Genomic DNA, 18,401 nt, shown 5'->3' with positions numbered 1-18,401 from the left:
AAGGCACGTCCTGAGGACGTGCGGTAAACCTGACGGCGGACGGCCCGGCACCCCCCGAGCGGGCACCGGGCCGTCGTGTGCGGCGGGGGCTCCTCAGCGCACGAAGATGCCCGCCTGACTCGCCAGATCCAGGAAGTACTGGGGCGCCACACCCAGCACCAGCGTGACCGCCACGCCCACCCCGATCGCCGTCATGGTCAGCGGGGAGGGGACCGCGACCGTCGGACCCTCGGGACGCGGTTCACTGAAGAACATCAGCACGATCACGCGGATGTAGAAGAACGCCGCGACCGCCGACGAGATCACACCGATCACGACCAGCGGGATGGCCCCGCCCTCCGCGGCCGCCTTGAACACGGCGAACTTCCCGGCGAAGCCGGAGGTCAGCGGGATGCCCGCGAAGGCCAGCAGGAACACCGCGAACACGGCCGCCACCAATGGCGACCTGCGCCCGAGCCCGGCCCACTGGGACAGGTGTGTCGCCTCGCCGCCCGCGTCGCGGACCAGCGTCACGACGGCGAAGGCGCCGATCGTCACAAACGAGTACGCGGCCAGGTAGAAGAGGACGGAGGAGACACCGTCGCGGGTCGTCGCGATGACACCCGCGAGGATGAAGCCGGCGTGCGCGATCGACGAGTACGCCAGCAGCCGCTTGATGTCGGTCTGGGTGATCGCGACGATCGCGCCGCCCAGCATGGTGACGATCGCGACCGCCCACATCACCGGCCGCCAGTCCCAGCGCATGCCCGGCAGGACGACGTACAGCAGCCGCAGCAGAGCGCCGAACGCCGCCACCTTCGTCGCCGCGGCCATGAAGCCGGTCACCGGGGTCGGCGCGCCCTGGTAGACATCCGGCGTCCACATGTGGAACGGCACCGCGGCCACCTTGAACAGCAGGCCCATCCCGATCAGCGCGGAACCGACCAGCAGAAGCGCGTCGTTGCCCATGGTGTTCGCGAGCGCCGGGTCGACGTTCGTGACCGTCCCGTCGACGACCTGGGCGATCGTCGCGTACGACACCGAGCCCGCGTACCCGTACAGCAGCGCGATGCCGAACAGGGTGAACGCGGAGGCGAACGCGCCCAGCAGGAAGTACTTGACCGCGGCCTCCTGCGACATGAGCCGCTTGCGGCGGGCCAGGGCGCAGAGCAGGTACAGCGGCAGGGAGAAGACCTCCAGGGCCACGAAGAGCGTCAGCAGGTCGTTGGCCGAGGGGAAGACAAGCATGCCGCCGACCGCGAACAGCAGCAGCGGAAAGGCCTCGGTGGTCGTGAAGCCGGCCTTCACGGCGGCCTTCTCGCCCTCGCTGCCGGGTACGGACGCGGCCTGCGCGGCGAACGAGTCGACCCGCTGGCCGTGTGCGGCGGGGTCGAGGCGCCGCTCGGCGAAGGTGAACACGCCGAGCAGACCGGCCAGCAGGATCGTGCCCTGCAGGAACAGGGAGGGCCCGTCGACCGCGATGGCCCCCATCGCCGCGATGTGCGCCTTGGTGGTGCCGTAGCCGTCGGCCGCGAGCGCCACGACCGCGGCGAACGCGGCGGCGAGCGCGACGACCGAGACGAACACCTGTGCGTAGTAGCGGGATGCGCGCGGGACGAACGCCTCGATCAGCACCCCGATGAGCGCCGCGCCGATGACGATCAACGTCGGCGACAATTGCCCGTACTCGATCTTCGGCGCCTGGATCTTCGAGATCGGGTCGGCTGCGGTTGTCCACAGGCTGTGGACGGCTGCTGTGCTCACTTGACCGCCTCCACCGCGGGCTTGGGATCGGTCTGGTGTACGTCGGACATGGTCTGTCTGACCGCCGGGTTCACGATGTCGGCGACGGGCTTCGGATAGACGCCCAGGAAGATCAGCAGGACGATCAGCGGGGCGACGACGAGGAGCTCGCGCACGCGCAGATCCGGCATCGCGGCGACCTCCGCCTTCACCGGGCCCGTCATCGTCCGCTGGTAGAGCACCAGGGTGTACAGCGCGGCGAGAACGATGCCGAGGGTGGCGATGATGCCGATCGCCGGATGGCGTGTGAACGTGCCGACCAGGACCAGGAACTCACTCACGAAGGGCGCGAGTCCCGGTAGGGAGAGCGTGGCCAGACCGCCGATCAGGAAGGTGCCGGCGAGCACCGGCGCGACCTTCTGGACGCCTCCGTAGTCCGCGATCAGACGCGAGCCGCGGCGCGAGATCAGGAAGCCCGCCACCAGCATCAGGGCGGCGGTCGAGATCCCGTGGTTCACCATGTAGAGCGTCGCGCCGGACTGGCCCTGGCTGGTCATCGCGAAGATGCCCAGGATGATGAAGCCGAAGTGCGAGATCGAGGCGTACGCCACCAGCCGCTTGATGTCCCGCTGGCCGACCGCGAGCAGCGCCCCGTAGATGATGCTGATGAGCGCCAGGACGAGGATGACGGGCGTGGCCCACTTGCTCGCCTCCGGGAAGAGCTGGAGGCAGAACCGCAGCATCGCGAACGTGCCCACCTTGTCGACGACCGCCGTGATCAGGACGGCGACCGGGGCGGTGGCCTCCCCCATGGCGTTGGGCAGCCAGGTGTGCAGCGGCCACAGCGGCGCCTTCACCGCGAAGGCGAAGAAGAAGCCGAGGAACAGCCAGCGTTCGGTGCCGGTCGCCATGTGCAGCGAGCCGTTCGCCCGCGCCTGCACGATCTCCGGGAGCGAGAAGTTCCCCGCCTGCACATAGAGACCGATGACCGCGGCCAGCATGATCAGGCCGCCGACGAGGTTGTAGAGGAGGAACTTCACGGCGGCGTACGAGCGTTGTGTGGACGCCGCCTGCTCGCCGTGCTCGTGGGCGTGGTCCCCGAAGCCGCCGATGAGGAAGTACATCGGGATGAGCATGGCTTCGAAGAAGATGTAGAAGAGGAAGACATCGGTGGCCTCGAAGGAGAGGATCACCATCGCCTCGACGGCCAGGATCAGGGCGAAGAAGCCCTGCGTCGGCCGCCAGCGGCGGCTTCCGGTCTCCATCGGGTCGGCGTCGTGCCAGCCCGCCGTGATCACGAACGGGATCAGCAGTGCGGTCAGCGCGATGAGCGCAACCGCGATGCCGTCCACGCCCAGCTCGTACCGCACCCCGAAGTCCCTGATCCAGGCGTGCGATTCGGTGAACTGGTAGCGGGCGCCGCCCGGCTCGAAGCGGAACCCGATCACCGCGGCGAGCGCGAGCGTGGCGAGTGAGACGAGCAGCGCCAGCCACTTGGCGGTGGTGCGCCGGGCGGCGGGGACCGCGGCCGTGGCGATCGCCCCCACGGCCGGGAGCACCGCCGTCGCTGTCAGCAGGGGAAAGGACATCGCTATCAGACCGCCCTCATCAGCAGGGTCAGGGCGACGAGCATCGCCGCACCGCCGAACATCGAGACCGCGTACGAGCGCGCGTAGCCGTTCTGGAGTCGGCGGAGCCGGCCGGACAGGCCGCCGACCGAGGCGGCCGTGCCGTTGACGACGCCGTCGACCAGGGTGTGGTCCACGTACACCAGGGAGCGGGTGAGGTGCTCTCCGCCGCGGACGAGGACAACATGATTGAAGTCGTCCTGGAGCAGGTCGCGCCGGGCGGCCCGGGTGAGCAGCGACCCGCGCGGGGCGACGACCGGGACCGGACGGCGGCCGTACTGGGCGTAGGCGATGCCGACACCCACGACGAGCAGCACCAGGGTGGCGGCGGTGACCGTCAGGGCGCTGACCGGCGAATGGCCTTCGGAGTGCCCGGTGACCGGCTCCAGCCAGTGCAGGAAGCGGTCGCCGACCGAGAAGAGGCCGCCCGCGAACACCGACCCGAAGGCCAGCACGATCATCGGGATCGTCATGACACCCGGCGACTCGTGCGGATGCGGTTCGGCGTGCTCGCCCCGGGTTTCGGCGGCGGGCTCCACGCTGGGCTCGGCCGGCGACGGGGTCGGGGCGTTGCGCCAGCGCTCCTCTCCGAAGAACGTCATCAGCATCACGCGGGTCATGTAGTACGCCGTGATGGCCGCGCCCAGCAGGGCCGCGCCGCCGAGGATCCAGCCCTCGGTGCCGCCCTTGGCGAACGCCGCCTCGATGATCTTGTCCTTGGAGAAGAAGCCGGACAGGCCGGGGAAGCCGATGATGGCGAGATAGCCGAGGCCGAAGGTGACGAACGTGACCGGCATGTACTTCCTGAGCCCGCCGTACCTGCGCATGTCGACCTCGTCGTTCATGCCGTGCATGACCGAACCGGCGCCGAGGAACAGCCCGGCCTTGAAGAAGCCGTGCGTCACCAGGTGCATGATCGCGAAGACATAGCCGATGGGGCCGAGACCCGCGGCGAGCACCATGTAGCCGATCTGCGACATGGTCGACCCGGCCAGCGCCTTCTTGATGTCGTCCTTGGCACAACCGACGATCGCACCGAACAGGAGCGTGACGGCGCCGACCACGGTGACGGCCAGTTGGGCGTCGGGCGCGGCGTTGAAGATCGCCCCGGAGCGGACGATCAGATACACGCCCGCGGTCACCATGGTCGCGGCGTGGATGAGGGCCGAGACCGGGGTCGGGCCCTCCATCGCGTCACCGAGCCAGGACTGCAGCGGCACCTGGGCGGACTTGCCGCAGGCGGCGAGCAGCAGCATCAACCCGATGGCGGTGAGCTTGCCCTCGCCCGTCCCGTGCGTATCCGCGAAGACCGGGCCGAAGGCGAAGGTCCCGAACGTCGTGAACATCAGCATGATCGCGATCGACAGGCCCATGTCGCCGACACGGTTGACGAGGAACGCCTTCTTCGCCGCGGTCGCCGCGCTGGGCTTGTGCTGCCAGAACCCGATCAGCAGGTAGGAGGCGAGACCGACGCCCTCCCAGCCGACGTACAGCAGCAGATAGTTGTCGGCGAGGACGAGCAGCAGCATCGCCGCGAGGAACAGGTTCAGATAGCCGAAGAAGCGGCGCCGGCGCTCGTCGTGCTCCATGTACCCGACCGAGTACAGATGGATGAGCGAGCCGACACCGGTGATCAGCAGAACGAACGTCATCGAGAGCTGGTCGAGCCGGAAGGTCACATCGGCCTGGAAGCCGGCCACCGGGATCCAGCTGTACAGATGCTGTGTCACGGCCCGGTGGTCGGCCGCCTTGCCCAGCATGTCGGCGAAGAGGACGACGCCGAGGGCGAAGGAGGCGGCGGCGAGCACCGTACCGATCCAGTGGCCGACCGCGTCCAGCCTTCTGCCGCCGCACAGCAGGACGGCCGCTCCGAGCAGGGGCGCCGCGATCAGCAGCGCAATCAGGTTCTCCACGATTCTTCCGACCCCTTACAGCTTCATCAGGCTGGCGTCGTCGACCGAGGCCGAGTGTCGGGTACGGAACAGCGACACGATGATCGCGAGACCGACCACGACCTCTGCGGCGGCGACGACCATCGTGAAGAAGGCGATGATCTGGCCGTCGAGATTGCCGTGCAGCCGGGAGAAGGTCACGAACGCGAGGTTGCAGGCGTTGAGCATCAGCTCGATGCACATGAACACCACGATCGCGTTCCGCCGGATCAGCACGCCGGTGGCGCCGATCGTGAACAGCAGGGCGGCGAGATACAGGTAGTTGACCGGGTTCACTTCGACGCCTCCTCGGTCCTCTTGAGCGCCGGCCGCTCGTCCTCGTCCCGCTCCAGGCGTTCGGCGGTGCGCTGTTCCAGTGCCTTCAGATCGCCGATCGCCTCGTCGGACACATCACGGATCTGGCCGCGGGCCCGGAGCGTCTTATTGACGGTCAGCTCGGACGGGGTGCCGTCCGGGAGCAGGCCGGCGACGTCCACCGCGTTGTGCCGGGCGTAGACGCCGGGGGCCGGCAGCGGCGGGACGTGCCTGCCTTCCCGTACACGCTGCTCCGACAGCTCGCGCTGGGTCCTGGCCCGCTCGGTGCGCTCGCGGTGGGTGAGCACCATGGCGCCGACCGCGGCCGTGATGAGCAGGGCGCCGGTGATTTCGAAGGCGAACACGTACTTGGTGAAGATGAGGGCCGCGAGGCCCTCCACATTGCCGTTCGCGTTCGCCTTGCCCAGGCCGTCGAAGTCCTTCAGGGACGCGTTGGTGATGCCCGCGAGCAGCAGGACGCCGAAGCCGACCCCGCACACAAGCGCCAGCCAGCGCTGGCCCTTGATGGTCTCCCTGAGGGAGTCCGCCGCGGTGACACCGACCAGCATCACCACGAACAGGAACAGCATCATGATCGCGCCGGTGTAGACGACGATCTGCACGATGCCCAGGAAGTACGCGCCGTTGGCGAGGTAGAACACCGCCAGGACGATCATGGTGCCGGCCAGGCAGAGCGCGCTGTGCACGGCCTTCTTCATGAAGACGGTGCACAGGGCGCCGATCACCGCGATCGTGCCCAGGACCCAGAACTGGAAGGCCTCACCGGTGGAGGTGGTGTAGGCGGCGAGTTGCGCGCTCATGCGTCCTCCCCCTGTTCGTCAGGCGCGCCCGAAGGGCCCGCGAACTGAGGCTGTTCTCCCTGGGAGACGGCGACCTGGCGCACCGTGCCGGGCGCGGCCTCCGTCACCAGGCCCCGGTAGTAGTCCTGCTCGTCCATCCCGGGGTGGATCGCGTGGGGCGTGTCGACCATGCCCTCCTCGAGGCCGGCGAGCAGCTGTTCCTTGGTGTAGATGAGGTTGGCGCGGCTGGAGTCGGCGAGCTCGAACTCGTTCGTCATCGTGAGTGCGCGCGTGGGGCACGCCTCGATGCACAGGCCGCACAGGATGCAGCGGGCGTAGTTGATCTGGTACACCCGCCCGTACCGCTCGCCCGGGGAGTAGCGCTCCTCGTCCGTGTTGTCCGCGCCCTCCACGTAGATCGCGTCGGCGGGGCAGGCCCAGGCGCACAGCTCGCAGCCGACGCACTTCTCCAGGCCGTCCGGATGGCGGTTGAGCTGGTGCCGTCCGTGGAACCGCGGAGCCGTGGTCTTCTTCTGCTCCGGGTACTGCTCGGTCAGCCGCCTCTTGAACATGGCCCTGAAGGTCACGCCGAAGCCGGCCACCGGGTTCTGGAATCCGGGCTTCGTCTGCCCGGGCTCCTTGGGTTCCTCAGCCATCGGACGCCTCCTTTCCATCCGTAGATCCGTCACTGACAGTGTCCGGGCCACCACTGACAATCAGCTCCCGCTCCCGGCGCGAACGGCGCCTGGGCACCGGCGGAAGCGTCTGTCCCGGCAGCGGCGGCACGGGGAAGCCGCCCGCCATCGGGTCGAAGGCGACGGGCCCCGCCGAGGGCCGCTCGGGCTCCTTGGCCTTCTCGCGGAACAGGTCGACGAGGAACGAGAGCACCAGCAGCGTGAGGACACCGCCCGCGACATAGAGGGCGATGTCGGCGAATCCGTAGTGTTCGTTCCGGAGCGCCCGCACGGTCGCGACGAGCATCAGCCAGACCACGGACACCGGGATGAGGACCTTCCAGCCGAGCTTCATCAGCTGGTCGTAACGGACGCGCGGGAGCGTGCCGCGCAGCCAGATGAAGAAGAACAGCAGCAGCTGGACCTTGACGACGAACCAGAGCAGCGGCCACCAGCCGTGATTCGCGCCCGCCCAGAAGCCGCTGATCGGCCAGGGCGCCCGCCAGCCGCCCAGGAAGAGGGTGGTCGACACGGCCGAGACCGTCACCATGTTCACGTACTCGGCGAGCATGAACATCGCGAACTTGATCGACGAGTACTCGGTGTTGAAGCCGCCGACCAGGTCGCCCTCGGACTCCGGCATGTCGAACGGGGCGCGGTTGGTCTCGCCGACCATCGTGACGATGTAGATGATGAACGAGACGGGCAGCAGCAGGATGTACCAGCGGTCGTGCTGCTGCTCGACGATCCTCGACGTCGACATCGACCCCGAGTAGAGGAACACGGAGGCGAAGGCGGCGCCCATGGCGATCTCGTACGAGATCATCTGCGCGCAGGAGCGCAGACCGCCGAGCAGCGGATAGGTGGATCCGGAGCTCCAGCCGGCGAGGACGATGCCATAGATGCCGACCGAGGCGACCGCGAGGATGTAGAGCATCGCGATCGGCAGATCGGTGAGCTGCATCGCGGTGCGGTGACCGAAGATCGAGATCTCGTTGCCGGCGGGGCCGAACGGGATCACCGCGATCGCCATGAAGGCCGGGATGGCCGCGACGATCGGCGCGAGGACGTAGACCACCTTGTCCGCGCGCTTGACGATGACGTCTTCCTTCAGCATCAGCTTCACGCCGTCGGCGAGCGACTGGAGCATGCCCCAGGGGCCGTGCCGGTTCGGGCCGATCCTCAGCTGCATCCAGGCGACGACCTTGCGCTCCCAGACGATGGAGAACAGCACGGTCACCATCAGGAAGGCGAAGCAGAACACCGCCTTGATCGCGATCAGCCACCAGGGATCGCGGCCGAACATGGAGAGGTCTTCAGCGGCGAGGTACGGGCTCATGCCTCCACCTCCTTGGGAGCCGCGGCGGCGGGCGTCGCCGGGCCGATATGGACGAGGTTGCCGGGCAGCGCACCGGTGTCGGAGGCGACGCCCCCGCCGGTGGAGTTCATCGGGAGCCAGACCACCCGGTCCGGCATCTCGGTGATCTGCAACGGGAGTTCCACGGTCCCCGACGGACCGCTCACCGTCAGCGGATCACCGTCCTTGACGCCTACCTCGGCGGCGGTCGCGGCCGACACACGCGCGTGTGCCGCGTGGCGCGTCCCGGCGAGCGCCTCGTCGCCGTCCTGGAGCCGCCCCTGGTCGAGCAGAAGCCGGTGCCCGGCGAGCACCGCCTCCCCGGCGGCCGGACGGGGCAGTTGGCCCCCGATCTCCAGGGGGTTGGCGGCCCGCGGTCCGTCCCAGGGGCCGAGCCGGTCCAGCTCCGTCCGCACGGTCCGCAGATCGGGCAGCCCCAGATGCACGTCCATGGCGTCGGCAAGCATGTGCAGCACGCGCGCGTCGGTGGGAGCCAGAGAGCGCGTCATCTGGTCGGGCTTGAGCGCCGCCTCGAAGAAGCGGGCCCGGCCCTCCCAGTTGAGGAAGGTGCCTGCCTTCTCGGCGACCGCCGCGACCGGCAGCACCACGTCGGCGTGCTCGGTGACCTCGCTGGGGCGCTGTTCCAGTGACACCAGGAAGCCCACCGAGGAGAGCGCCTCACGCGCGCGTGCCGGATGCGGCAGGTCGGCGACCTCGACACCGGCGACCAGCAGGGCCCGCAGTTCGCCGGAGACCGCGGCCTCGACGATCTGGCCCGTGTCCCGGCCGAAGCGCTGCGGGAGTTCGGCGACTCCCCAGGCGGCGGCGACCTCGTCCCGCGCGCGCGGGTCGGTGGCCGGACGGCCGCCCGGCAGCAGCGTGGGCAGCGCGCCCACCTCGACCGCGCCCCGCTCCCCGGCCCGGCGCGGGATCCACACCAGTTGCGCGCCGGTGGCGGCCGCGGTCCGTACCGCCGCGGTGAGTCCGCCCGCCACATCGGCGAGCCGCTCCCCGACGACGATCACCGCGCCCTCGGTGCGCAGCGCCTCCGCGGCCCGTACGCCGTCCTCCTCCAGGCCCACCCGGCCGGCCAGCGCGTCCAGCCACTCGGTCTCGGTGCCGGGCGCGGCGGGCAGCAGGGTGCCGCCGGCCTTCTCAAGACCCCGGGTGGCGTGCGTGGCGAGCGCGAACACCCGCTGGCCGTGGGCCCGCCAGGCCTTGCGCAGCCTCAGGAAGACGCCGGGCGCCTCCTCCTCGGCCTCGAAGCCGACGAGCAGGACGGCGGGTGCCTTCTCCAGGGCGGTGTACGTGACACCCGTGCCGTCGAGGTCACGGCCGCGTCCGGCGACCCTCGCGGCCAGGAAGTCGGCCTCCTCGCCGCTGTGCACACGCGCACGGAAGTCGATGTCGTTGGTGTCGAGGGCCACGCGCGCGAACTTGCTGTACGCGTAGGCGTCCTCGACGGTGAGCCGTCCACCGGTCAGCACACCGGCCCGGCCCCGCGCGGCGAGCAGGCCCTGGGCGGCGGCCTGGAGCGCCTCGGGCCAGGAGGCGGGCTCCAGCTCACCGGACTCGCCCCGGACCAACGGGGTGTCGAGCCGGTCCTTCAGCTGCGCGTAGCGGAACGCGAACCGTCCCTTGTCACAGAGCCACTCCTCGTTGACCTCGGGATCGCCGGCCGCGAGGCGGCGCATGACCTTGCCGCGGCGGTGGTCGGTGCGCGTCGCGCAGCCGCCGGAGCAGTGCTCGCACACCGACGGCGACGAGACGAGGTCGAAGGGGCGGGAGCGGAAGCGGTACGCCGCCGAGGTGAGGGCGCCGACCGGGCAGATCTGGATGGTGTTGCCGGAGAAGTAGGACTCGAAGGGGTCGCCCTCGCCGGTGCCGACCTGCTGGAGCGCGCCCCGCTCCAGCAGCTCGATCATCGGGTCGCCCGCGATCTGGTTGGAGAACCGGGTGCAGCGGGCGCACAGCACGCACCGCTCGCGGTCGAGCAGCACCTGGGTGGAGATCGCGACGGGCTTCTCGTAGGTGCGCTTCCTGCCCTCGAAGCGGGACTCGGCGTTGCCGTGCGACATGGCCTGGTTCTGCAGCGGGCACTCGCCGCCCTTGTCGCAGACGGGGCAGTCCAGCGGGTGGTTGATGAGCAGAAGCTCCATCACACCCTTCTGGGCCTTCTCGGCGACGGACGAGGTGAGATGAGTCTTCACGACCATCCCGTCCGTACAGGTGATCGTGCAGGACGCCATGGGCTTGCGCTGGCCCTCGACCTCGACGATGCACTGGCGGCAGGCGCCGACCGGGTCCAGAAGGGGGTGGTCGCAGAAGCGGGGGATCTCGATGCCGAGTTGTTCGGCGGCGCGGATGACCAGGGTGCCCTTGGGCACGCTGATCTCGATGCCGTCGATCGTCAGCGTGACGAGGTCCTCCGGCGGGACCGCCGCCTGCCCCCCTCCCGAGGGAGCGTTGGTGGTCACAGTCATGCGGTCACCTCCGCGGGCTTGTCCGCCCAAACCGTGGACTTGGCCGGGTCGAAGGGGCAGCCCCGGCCCGTGATGTGCTCCTCGTACTCCTCGCGGAAGTACGTGAGGGAGGAGAAGATCGGCGAGGCGGCGCCGTCGCCGAGGGCGCAGAAGGACTTGCCGTTGATGTTGTCGGCGATGTCGGCGAGCTTGTCGAGATCGGTCATCGTTCCCTTGCCCGCCTCGATGTCGCGCAGCAACTGCACCAGCCAGTACGTGCCTTCGCGGCAGGGCGTGCACTTGCCGCACGACTCGTGCGCGTAGAACTCGGTCCATCGGGTGACGGCGCGCACCACGCAGGTCGTCTCGTCGAAGCACTGCAGGGCCTTGGTGCCGAGCATGGAACCGGCGGCGCCCACGCCCTCGTAGTCCAGCGGGACGTCGAGGTGCTCGTCGGTGAACATCGGCGTCGAGGAGCCGCCGGGCGTCCAGAACTTGAGCCGGTGGCCGGGGCGCATGCCGCCGCTCATGTCGAGGAGCTGGCGGAGCGTGATGCCGAGCGGAGCCTCGTACTGACCGGGGCTGGCCACATGGCCGCTGAGCGAGTAGAGCGTGAAGCCGGGGGACTTCTCGCTGCCCATCGACCGGAACCATTCCTTGCCCCGGTGCAGAATCGCGGGAACCGACGCGATCGACTCGACGTTGTTCACAACAGTCGGGCACGCATACAAGCCCGCGACAGCAGGGAAGGGGGGACGGAGCCGCGGTTGGCCACGGCGGCCTTCGAGCGAGTCGAGCAGTGCGGTCTCCTCACCGCAGATGTACGCGCCCGCGCCCGCGTGCACGGTGAGGTCGAGGTCGAGTCCGCTGCCGAGGATGTTCTCGCCGAGGTAGCCCGCCGCGTACGCCTCGCGTACGGCGGAGTGCAACCGCCGCAGTACGGGGACGACTTCACCCCGCAGATAGATGAAGGCATGCGACGACCTGATGGCGTAACACGCGATGACGATGCCCTCGATGAGGCTGTGCGGGTTCGCGAAGAGGAGCGGGATGTCCTTGCAGGTCCCGGGCTCCGATTCGTCGGCGTTGACAACCAGATAGTGGGGCTTGCCATCACCCTGGGGAATGAACTGCCACTTCATTCCCGTCGGGAATCCCGCGCCGCCCCGGCCGCGCAGCCCGGAGTCCTTGACGTAAGCGATCACGTCGTCGGGCGACATGGCGAGCGCCTTGCGGAGCCCCTCGTACCCGTCGTGCCGTTGGTAGACGTCCAGCGTCCAGGACTTCTCCTCGTCCCAGAAGGCCGACAGCACGGGTGCCAGCAGCTTCTCCGGGCTGGTCTCGTTGATCTGGGGTGCCAACGTCATCACGACCCCTCCTCGTCGACGGGCCCAGCGGGGTGGGCTGGGTCGGAGGCCGATGTGTCCTGCGGCGCGTCGTGCGAGCTGAGGTGTTCGGTCGGTGACGGTTCATGCACCGCCGCATCCTCCGGCGCCCCGTCCCGCGGCTCGTCGTGCGGCCCGCCGTCCCGCGGGTGCACCACGCGCGCGGCGGCGCTCTCCCCCTTGGCCAGCCGCAGCCCGACCAGGGAGGCGGGGCCCGCGCTGCCGGTCGCCTCGACGGCCCCGTCCCTCTCGTCGGGGAAGCCGGCCAGCATCCGCGCGGTCTCCTTGAAGGTGCACAGGGGCGCACCGCGGGTGGGATCGACCTGCCGGCCCGCCCGCAGGTCGTCGACCAGGCGCTTGGCGCTCTCGGGGGTCTGGTTGTCGAAGAACTCCCAGTTGACCATCACCACCGGCGCGAAGTCGCAGGCCGCGTTGCACTCGATGTGCTCCAGGGTGACCTTGCCGTCGGCGGTCGTCTCGCCGTTGCCGACGCCCAGGTGCTCCTGGAGGGCGGAGAAGATCGCGTCGCCGCCCATCACGGCGCACAGGGTGTTGGTGCAGACGCCCACCTGGTAGTCGCCGGAGGGACCCCGACGGTACATGGTGTAGAAGGTGGCGACCGCGGAGACCTCGGCTGTGGTCAGGCCGAGCATGTCCGCGCAGAACCGCATCCCGGTGCGGGTGACGTGTCCCTCCTCCGACTGCACGAGATGCAGCAACGGCAGGAGGGCGGACCGCGAGTCCGGGTAGCGGCCGATGATGTCGCGCGCGTCCTGCTCCAGGCGCGCTCGGACGTCGTCCGGGTAGGCGGGCGCGGGCAGCTCGGGCATGCCCAGGCTGACGCCGCGCTCCGAGGAACTGGTGGTCACCGGTCGACGCCTCCCATCACGGGGTCGATGGACGCGACGGCGACGATCACGTCGGCGACCTGGCCGCCCTCGCACATCGCCGCCATGGCCTGCAGATTGGTGAAGGACGGGTCGCGGAAGTGGACCCGGTAGGGGCGCGTGCCGCCGTCGGACACGACGTGCACGCCGAGTTCGCCCTTGGGCGACTCGACCGCCGCGTATGCCTGTCCCGGCGGGACGCGGAAGCCCTCGGTCACCAGCTTGAAGTGGTGGATCAGTGCCTCCATGGAGGTGCCCATGATCTTCTTGATGTGATCGAGGGAGTTGCCGAGCCCGTCCGGCCCCAGGGCGAGCTGGGCGGGCCAGGCGATCTTCTTGTCGGCGACCATGACCGGGCCGGGCTGGAGCCGGTCCAGGCACTGTTCGATGATCCCGAGCGACTGGCGCATCTCCTCGAGGCGGACGAGGAAGCGGCCGTAGGCGTCACAGGTGTCGGCGGTCGGGACGTCGAAGTCGTAGGTCTCGTAGCCGCAGTAGGGCTGCGCCTTGCGCAGGTCGTGCGGGAGGCCGGCGGAGCGCAGGATCGGGCCGGTGGCGCCGAGGGCCATGCAGCCGGCCAGGTCCAGATAGCCGACGTCCTGCATACGGGCCTTGAAGATGGGGTTCCCGGTGGCGAGCTTGTCGTACTCCGGCAGGTTCTTCTTCATCTTCTTCACGAACTCACGGATCTGGTCCACCGCGCCCGGCGGCAGGTCCTGGGCGAGTCCGCCGGGGCGGATGTAGGCGTGGTTCATCCGCAGGCCGGTGATCAGCTCGTAGATGTCGAGGATCATCTCCCGGTCGCGGAAGCCGTAGATCATGATCGTGGTCGCGCCGAGTTCCATTCCTCCGGTGGCGATGCACACCAGGTGGGAGGACATCCGGTTCAGCTCCATCAGGAGCACGCGCAGGATCGTGGCGCGGTCGGGGATCTGGTCCTCGATGCCGAGGAGCTTCTCCACCGCGAGGCAGTACGCCGTCTCGTTGAAGAACGGCGTCAGATAGTCCATGCGCGTCACGAACGTGGTGCCCTGGGTCCACGTGCGGTACTCGAGGTTCTTCTCGATGCCGGTGTGGAGGTAGCCGATGCCGCAGCGGGCCTCGGTGACGGTCTCGCCGTCGATCTCCAGGATGAGCCTCAGCACCCCGTGCGTGGACGGATGCTGCGGACCCATGTTGACGATGAGGCGTTCGTCGTCGGCGCGGGAGGAGGACTGGACGACCTCGTCCCAGTCGCCGCCGGTGACCGTGTAGACGGTGCCCTCGGTCGTCTCGCGGGGAGAACTCTGCGTCCCGAGGGGGCCCCATGAGGGGTCATGGTCGGGCGACGGGTGGGCAGAGGACGGAGTCTGCGTGCTCATGAGTACGACCTCCGCTGGTCCGGAGCCGGGATCTGGGCGCCCTTGTACTCGACGGGGATGCCGCCGAGGGGATAGTCCTTGCGCTGCGGGAAGCCCTGCCAGTCGTCGGGCATCATGATCCGCGTCAGCGCCGGGTGGCCGTCGAAGATCAGGCCGAAGAAGTCGTACGTCTCGCGCTCGTGCCAGTCGTTCGTCGGATAGACGGAGACGAGCGACGGGAGGTGCGGGTCGGCGTCGGGGGCGCTGACCTCCAGGCGGATCAACCGGTTGTGGGTGATCGACCGCAGGTGGTAGACGGCGTGCAGTTCACGCCCCTTGTCGCCGGGATAGTGCACTCCGCTCACGCCGGTGCACAGTTCGAAGCGGAGTGCCGGGTCGTCGCGGAGTGTCTGGGCGACGGCGAGAAGGTACTCGCGCTCGATGTGGAAGGTCAGCTCGCCGCGGTCGACGACCGTCTTCTCGATGGCGTTCCCGGGGGCGAGTCCCTGTTCCTCCAGGGCGCCCTCCAGTTCGTCGGCCACCTCGTCGAACCAGCCGCCGTAGGGGCGGGTGGCGGCGCCGGGGAGCCGGATGGAGCGGACCAGGCCGCCGTAGCCGGAGGTGTCGCCGCCGTTGTTGGCGCCGAACATGCCGCGCTGGACGCGGATCTCCTCGCCGTGGTCGCCGCGCCTGCCCGGGAGGTTGGCGGCGCCGAGGTCCTTCTCGGGGTTGACGCCGTTGCCGTTCACCGCGGCGCCGTTCGCGCCGTTACCCGGCGCGCCCGATCCGTTGCGGGGCGCGTTCGCGTCGTTGCTCTTCGCGTCGCTCATCGCAGCAGCCCCTTCATCTCGATCGTCGGCAGGGCCTTGAGGGCCGCTTCCTCCGCCTCACGGGCCGCCTCCTCGGCGTTGACGCCGAGCTTCGAGGTCTGGATCTTGTGGTGGAGCTTGAGGATCGCGTCCATCAGCATCTCCGGCCGCGGCGGACAGCCCGGCAGATAGATGTCCACGGGGACGATGTGGTCGACGCCCTGCACGATCGCGTAGTTGTTGAACATGCCGCCCGAGGAGGCGCAGACCCCCATGGAGATCACCCACTTGGGGTTCGGCATCTGGTCGTAGACCTGCCGCAGCACCGGCGCCATCTTCTGACTGACCCGGCCGGCGACGATCATCAGGTCCGCCTGCCGGGGCGAGCCGCGGAAGACCTCCATGCCGAAGCGCGCCAGGTCGTATCGGCCGGCGCCGGTGGTCATCATCTCGATGGCACAGCAGGCGAGGCCGAAGGTGGCGGGGAAGACCGACGCCTTGCGCACCCAGCCCGCGGCCTGCTCGACGGTCGTCAGAAGGAAACCGCTCGGCAGCTTTTCTTCGAGTCCCATGACTAAAGGCCCCTCAGTCCCATTCCAGGCCGCCGCGCCGCCATACGTACGCGTAGGCGACGAAGACGGTGAGCACGAAGAGCAGCATCTCCACGAGCCCGAAAATCCCCAGGGCGTCGAAGGTGACAGCCCAGGGGTAGAGGAAGACGATCTCGATGTCGAAGACGATGAAGAGCATCGCCGTCAGGTAGTACTTGATGGGGAAGCGCCCGCCGCCGGCCGGCGTGGGGGTCGGCTCGATGCCGCACTCGTACGCCTCGAGCTTGGCGCGGTTGTACCGCTTCGGACCGATCAGCGTGGCCATGACCACGGAGAAGATCGCAAAGCCTGCCCCGAGGGCTCCCAGTACGAGGATGGGCGCATACGCGTTCACCGCTCCTCGCTCCTCTCAGTCGGCACTGACTGCTGGCGGTTGCGCTGGACTCACACCGGCCTCACCGGCCCCACGAGCCCCGCCCGCCCCGGCGAAGATCGCGGACATGTGAAGCAGGTCACAAGCCCAACTGCCCCGCATCTTATGCCCGCCGGTATGTGATCTGCGACACGGGGGTCACGACGTACTTTGTGATCTCCACCACCTGGCGAAGGATCATGAAGTCGGATGAGCGGTGACCTTCGTACGCGAAGCAGTCGAGTGATCACCAAGAGGTGACATTTTCGCTCGTCTCCGCTGGTCGACGGCGCCTTGCACTATCAAAGGCAGGCCACTGAAAGCAAATTCGCGCTGCACTGGATCCCTTGATAAAGGGACGCGTTCACACCCGGGAGTGAGGGGCGGGGAGCGATGTGGACGCGTGCACACGTTCACAAGCAGGGGCAGACGTGATCACGCGTGAAGGTGCGCGCACGTGTGAAGGGGGAGAAGTGCCGATCGCGCGCGAGACGCCACCTCCGCGGTGACCGTTCCGTGACCTGCGCCACATCTGTGTGAGGCCGCCATAAAGCGGGCTTGGCCATGTGCCGCAACCGGTGATAGGTGCGGCGCAATCCGGGCGTAACGACGAAAGCACGTGATCACAGGCTTGATCACCAGTGTCCGCAATGCCCGTTACGGCGTCAATAAAGAACCGCACGCCCGGCGTTTGGGGGGCCGATTGAACAACTGTGGCGCACCACACGTTTCTTGAAGGTATGGAGGAGCCCCTGATACCCGTTGTACTCATGTCCCACACCGCTCACATACGCAGCCACCGGAAGCCCCGCAACCGCAGCGCGTCCACGATCGCGATGCGGGCCGGAGTTGCGGGTGGCGTCCTCGGCACGCTGGCCGTAGCCGGCGCGTCGGCCTCGGCGAACGCCGCCGAGCCGGTGACGCAGACCCTTGAACTGCCCACCCTCACGGCCGACATGGCCACGCAGATCGCGCAGTCCGCGGAAGCCACCCAGCAGACCGCCGCCGACTACCAGCTTCAGGCCGAGCGCGACGCGGCCGCCGCGAATGCCGCGAAGCAGGCCAAGGCGGACCTCGCGCAGGCCAAGAAGAAGGAAGCGGAGGCTCAGCGGAAGGCCGAGGCCGAGCGCAAGACGGCAGCCGCCGCCTCGCGCAGCGCCGAGCGGACCGTTCTGGCCGCCACCTCCGGCAGCACCTCGACGAGCACGTCCACGGCCACCGGGTCCGCCGCGGCGGTCGTCGCCTTCGTCAAGGCGCAGATCGGCGACTCGTACGTCATGGGCAGCACCGGACCGAACTCGTGGGACTGCTCCGGTCTGGTGCAGACCGCGTTCAAGCAGATCGGCGTCAGCCTGCCGCGCGTCTCGCAGGACCAGTCGACCGTCGGCACCCAGGTCTCGCTGAGCAACCTTCAGCCGGGCGACATCCTCTACTGGGGAAGCGCGGGCAGCGCGTACCACGTGGCGGTGTACGTCGGCGACGGCATGTTCGTCGGCGCGCAGAACCCCTCCAGCGGTGTCGTGGAGAAGCCGCTGTCGTACGACCCGCCGACCGGCGCGGTCCGGGTGTTCTGACCCGCACCACGTCCCTTACGGGCGCCAGGACGCGTACGAGCGTCGCCGGCACCACGGACGCGTCGCCGGCGCCACGGACTGAGGGCCGCCGCTGCCATCGGGCACGGCGGCCTTCCGGCTGCCCTGACGCTCCCCGCCGACGGGGGCGTCGACCGGGTGCGCCGACCTCCCCGCCGGGCTGCCCAGGCGCGCCCGCGGCGCCCGTCGGCGTCACGAGGGCCAGGAGTGCCCTTCCACCGGGCCGAATTCACACCAAAGGGAACACCCGCGTCACGACGGCGACGGGGCGGGGCCCGGTGGGGCGGAGCGTGAGGCGCTGTTCCCGGTCCCGGCACCGGCCGAGTTCACGGCGCACCGCTTCGGCGACGGCGGCCAGCACGAGCCCGCTTCCCCGCGCCCGTACGAGCGCCACTCCCGCCCCGTAACCCGCACGAGCCCGCTCCCCCGCACCCGTACAAGCGCCACTCCCGCCCCGTAACCCGCACGAGCCCGCTCCCCCGCACCCGTACAAGCGCCACTCCCGCCCCGTAACCCGCACGAGCCCGCTCCCCCGC

Annotated in this window: 15 protein-coding genes; 1 reads left to right on the top strand and 14 read right to left on the bottom strand. The window is 69.2% G+C overall.

What is annotated here, in order from left to right; translation table 11 throughout:
• Positions 1-93: 93 nt before the first annotated feature.
• From nuoN to ACIP94_RS06715, 14 genes are read right to left on the bottom strand one after another with little or no spacing between them, the layout of a single operon-like run.
• Positions 94-1,743, bottom strand: a complete 1,650-nt coding sequence (gene nuoN, locus ACIP94_RS06780) for an NADH-quinone oxidoreductase subunit NuoN (RefSeq protein ID WP_402420606.1) — start codon at positions 1,741-1,743, stop codon at positions 94-96.
• On the bottom strand, positions 1,740-3,311 hold the full coding sequence (locus tag ACIP94_RS06775; RefSeq protein WP_402420603.1) for an NADH-quinone oxidoreductase subunit M: 1,572 nt from the start codon (positions 3,309-3,311) through the stop codon (positions 1,740-1,742). Before ACIP94_RS06775 ends, nuoN begins: the two co-directional genes overlap by 4 nt.
• A gap of 5 nt (positions 3,312-3,316) precedes the next feature.
• On the bottom strand, positions 3,317-5,263 hold the full coding sequence (nuoL, locus tag ACIP94_RS06770) for an NADH-quinone oxidoreductase subunit L (RefSeq protein WP_402420600.1): 1,947 nt from the start codon (positions 5,261-5,263) through the stop codon (positions 3,317-3,319).
• A 15-nt stretch (positions 5,264-5,278) separates the two neighbouring features.
• Complete coding sequence (gene nuoK / locus ACIP94_RS06765; RefSeq protein ID WP_076093711.1) at positions 5,279-5,578, bottom strand: NADH-quinone oxidoreductase subunit NuoK; 300 nt, start codon at positions 5,576-5,578, stop codon at positions 5,279-5,281.
• Positions 5,575-6,417 (bottom strand): NADH-quinone oxidoreductase subunit J, encoded by an 843-nt coding sequence (locus ACIP94_RS06760; RefSeq protein WP_402420596.1) that lies wholly within the window; start codon positions 6,415-6,417, stop codon positions 5,575-5,577. The genes nuoK and ACIP94_RS06760 overlap by 4 nt, the downstream gene beginning before the upstream one ends.
• Entirely contained in the window at positions 6,414-7,052 is a 639-nt protein-coding gene (gene nuoI / locus ACIP94_RS06755) for an NADH-quinone oxidoreductase subunit NuoI (protein ID WP_402420593.1), read from the bottom strand. The genes ACIP94_RS06760 and nuoI overlap by 4 nt, the downstream gene beginning before the upstream one ends.
• Positions 7,045-8,409: an NADH-quinone oxidoreductase subunit NuoH gene (gene nuoH / locus ACIP94_RS06750; RefSeq protein WP_402420591.1), complete on the bottom strand. Its 1,365-nt coding sequence runs from the start codon at positions 8,407-8,409 to the stop codon at positions 7,045-7,047. The genes nuoI and nuoH overlap by 8 nt, the downstream gene beginning before the upstream one ends.
• Positions 8,406-10,910 (bottom strand): NADH-quinone oxidoreductase subunit G, encoded by a 2,505-nt coding sequence (locus ACIP94_RS06745; RefSeq protein WP_402420588.1) that lies wholly within the window; start codon positions 10,908-10,910, stop codon positions 8,406-8,408. Before ACIP94_RS06745 ends, nuoH begins: the two co-directional genes overlap by 4 nt.
• Entirely contained in the window at positions 10,907-12,256 is a 1,350-nt protein-coding gene (nuoF, locus tag ACIP94_RS06740) for an NADH-quinone oxidoreductase subunit NuoF (RefSeq protein WP_402420585.1), read from the bottom strand. The genes ACIP94_RS06745 and nuoF overlap by 4 nt, the downstream gene beginning before the upstream one ends.
• Positions 12,256-13,143 (bottom strand): NADH-quinone oxidoreductase subunit NuoE, encoded by an 888-nt coding sequence (gene nuoE, locus ACIP94_RS06735; RefSeq protein ID WP_402420582.1) that lies wholly within the window; start codon positions 13,141-13,143, stop codon positions 12,256-12,258. Before nuoE ends, nuoF begins: the two co-directional genes overlap by 1 nt.
• Positions 13,140-14,522, bottom strand: a complete 1,383-nt coding sequence (locus tag ACIP94_RS06730) for an NADH-quinone oxidoreductase subunit D (RefSeq protein ID WP_402420579.1) — start codon at positions 14,520-14,522, stop codon at positions 13,140-13,142. Before ACIP94_RS06730 ends, nuoE begins: the two co-directional genes overlap by 4 nt.
• Complete coding sequence (locus ACIP94_RS06725) at positions 14,519-15,331, bottom strand: NADH-quinone oxidoreductase subunit C (protein WP_402420576.1); 813 nt, start codon at positions 15,329-15,331, stop codon at positions 14,519-14,521. The genes ACIP94_RS06730 and ACIP94_RS06725 overlap by 4 nt, the downstream gene beginning before the upstream one ends.
• Positions 15,328-15,882, bottom strand: coding sequence for an NADH-quinone oxidoreductase subunit B family protein (locus ACIP94_RS06720; protein ID WP_023547484.1), 555 nt, complete (start codon positions 15,880-15,882; stop codon positions 15,328-15,330). The genes ACIP94_RS06725 and ACIP94_RS06720 overlap by 4 nt, the downstream gene beginning before the upstream one ends.
• Before the next feature lie 13 nt (positions 15,883-15,895).
• The gene (locus tag ACIP94_RS06715; protein WP_003992243.1) at positions 15,896-16,255 is read right to left on the bottom strand and encodes an NADH-quinone oxidoreductase subunit A; all 360 of its coding nucleotides are present in this window, start codon (positions 16,253-16,255) and stop codon (positions 15,896-15,898) included.
• 788 nt (positions 16,256-17,043) lie between these two features.
• Between ACIP94_RS06715 and ACIP94_RS06710 the strand changes: the two genes are divergently transcribed.
• Positions 17,044-17,847 (top strand): C40 family peptidase, encoded by an 804-nt coding sequence (locus tag ACIP94_RS06710; protein WP_402420573.1) that lies wholly within the window; start codon positions 17,044-17,046, stop codon positions 17,845-17,847.
• Positions 17,848-18,401 lie beyond the last annotated feature (554 nt).

This window comes from Streptomyces sp. NPDC093261, from assembly GCF_044753645.1.
GTDB lineage: Bacteria > Actinomycetota > Actinomycetes > Streptomycetales > Streptomycetaceae > Streptomyces.
Note: the sequence above shows the minus strand (reverse complement) of the source record. Positions and strands in the feature narration are given on the sequence as shown.

Excerpts from the sequence above, each read along its gene's own strand:
- ACIP94_RS06775 (WP_402420603.1), bottom strand. The coding sequence starts at position 3,311 with ATGTCCTTTCCCCTGCTGACAGCGACGGCGGTGCTCCCGGCCGTGGGG.
- ACIP94_RS06760 (WP_402420596.1), bottom strand. The coding sequence starts at position 6,417 with ATGAGCGCGCAACTCGCCGCCTACACCACCTCCACCGGTGAGGCCTTC.
- nuoI (WP_402420593.1), bottom strand. The coding sequence starts at position 7,052 with ATGGCTGAGGAACCCAAGGAGCCCGGGCAGACGAAGCCCGGATTCCAG.
- nuoH (WP_402420591.1), bottom strand. The coding sequence starts at position 8,409 with ATGAGCCCGTACCTCGCCGCTGAAGACCTCTCCATGTTCGGCCGCGAT.
- ACIP94_RS06745 (WP_402420588.1), bottom strand. The coding sequence starts at position 10,910 with ATGACTGTGACCACCAACGCTCCCTCGGGAGGGGGGCAGGCGGCGGTC.
- nuoF (WP_402420585.1), bottom strand. The coding sequence starts at position 12,256 with ATGACGTTGGCACCCCAGATCAACGAGACCAGCCCGGAGAAGCTGCTG.
- ACIP94_RS06730 (WP_402420579.1), bottom strand. The coding sequence starts at position 14,522 with ATGAGCACGCAGACTCCGTCCTCTGCCCACCCGTCGCCCGACCATGAC.
- ACIP94_RS06725 (WP_402420576.1), bottom strand. The coding sequence starts at position 15,331 with ATGAGCGACGCGAAGAGCAACGACGCGAACGCGCCCCGCAACGGATCG.
- ACIP94_RS06720 (WP_023547484.1), bottom strand. The coding sequence starts at position 15,882 with ATGGGACTCGAAGAAAAGCTGCCGAGCGGTTTCCTTCTGACGACCGTC.
- ACIP94_RS06710 (WP_402420573.1), top strand. The coding sequence starts at position 17,044 with ATGTCCCACACCGCTCACATACGCAGCCACCGGAAGCCCCGCAACCGC.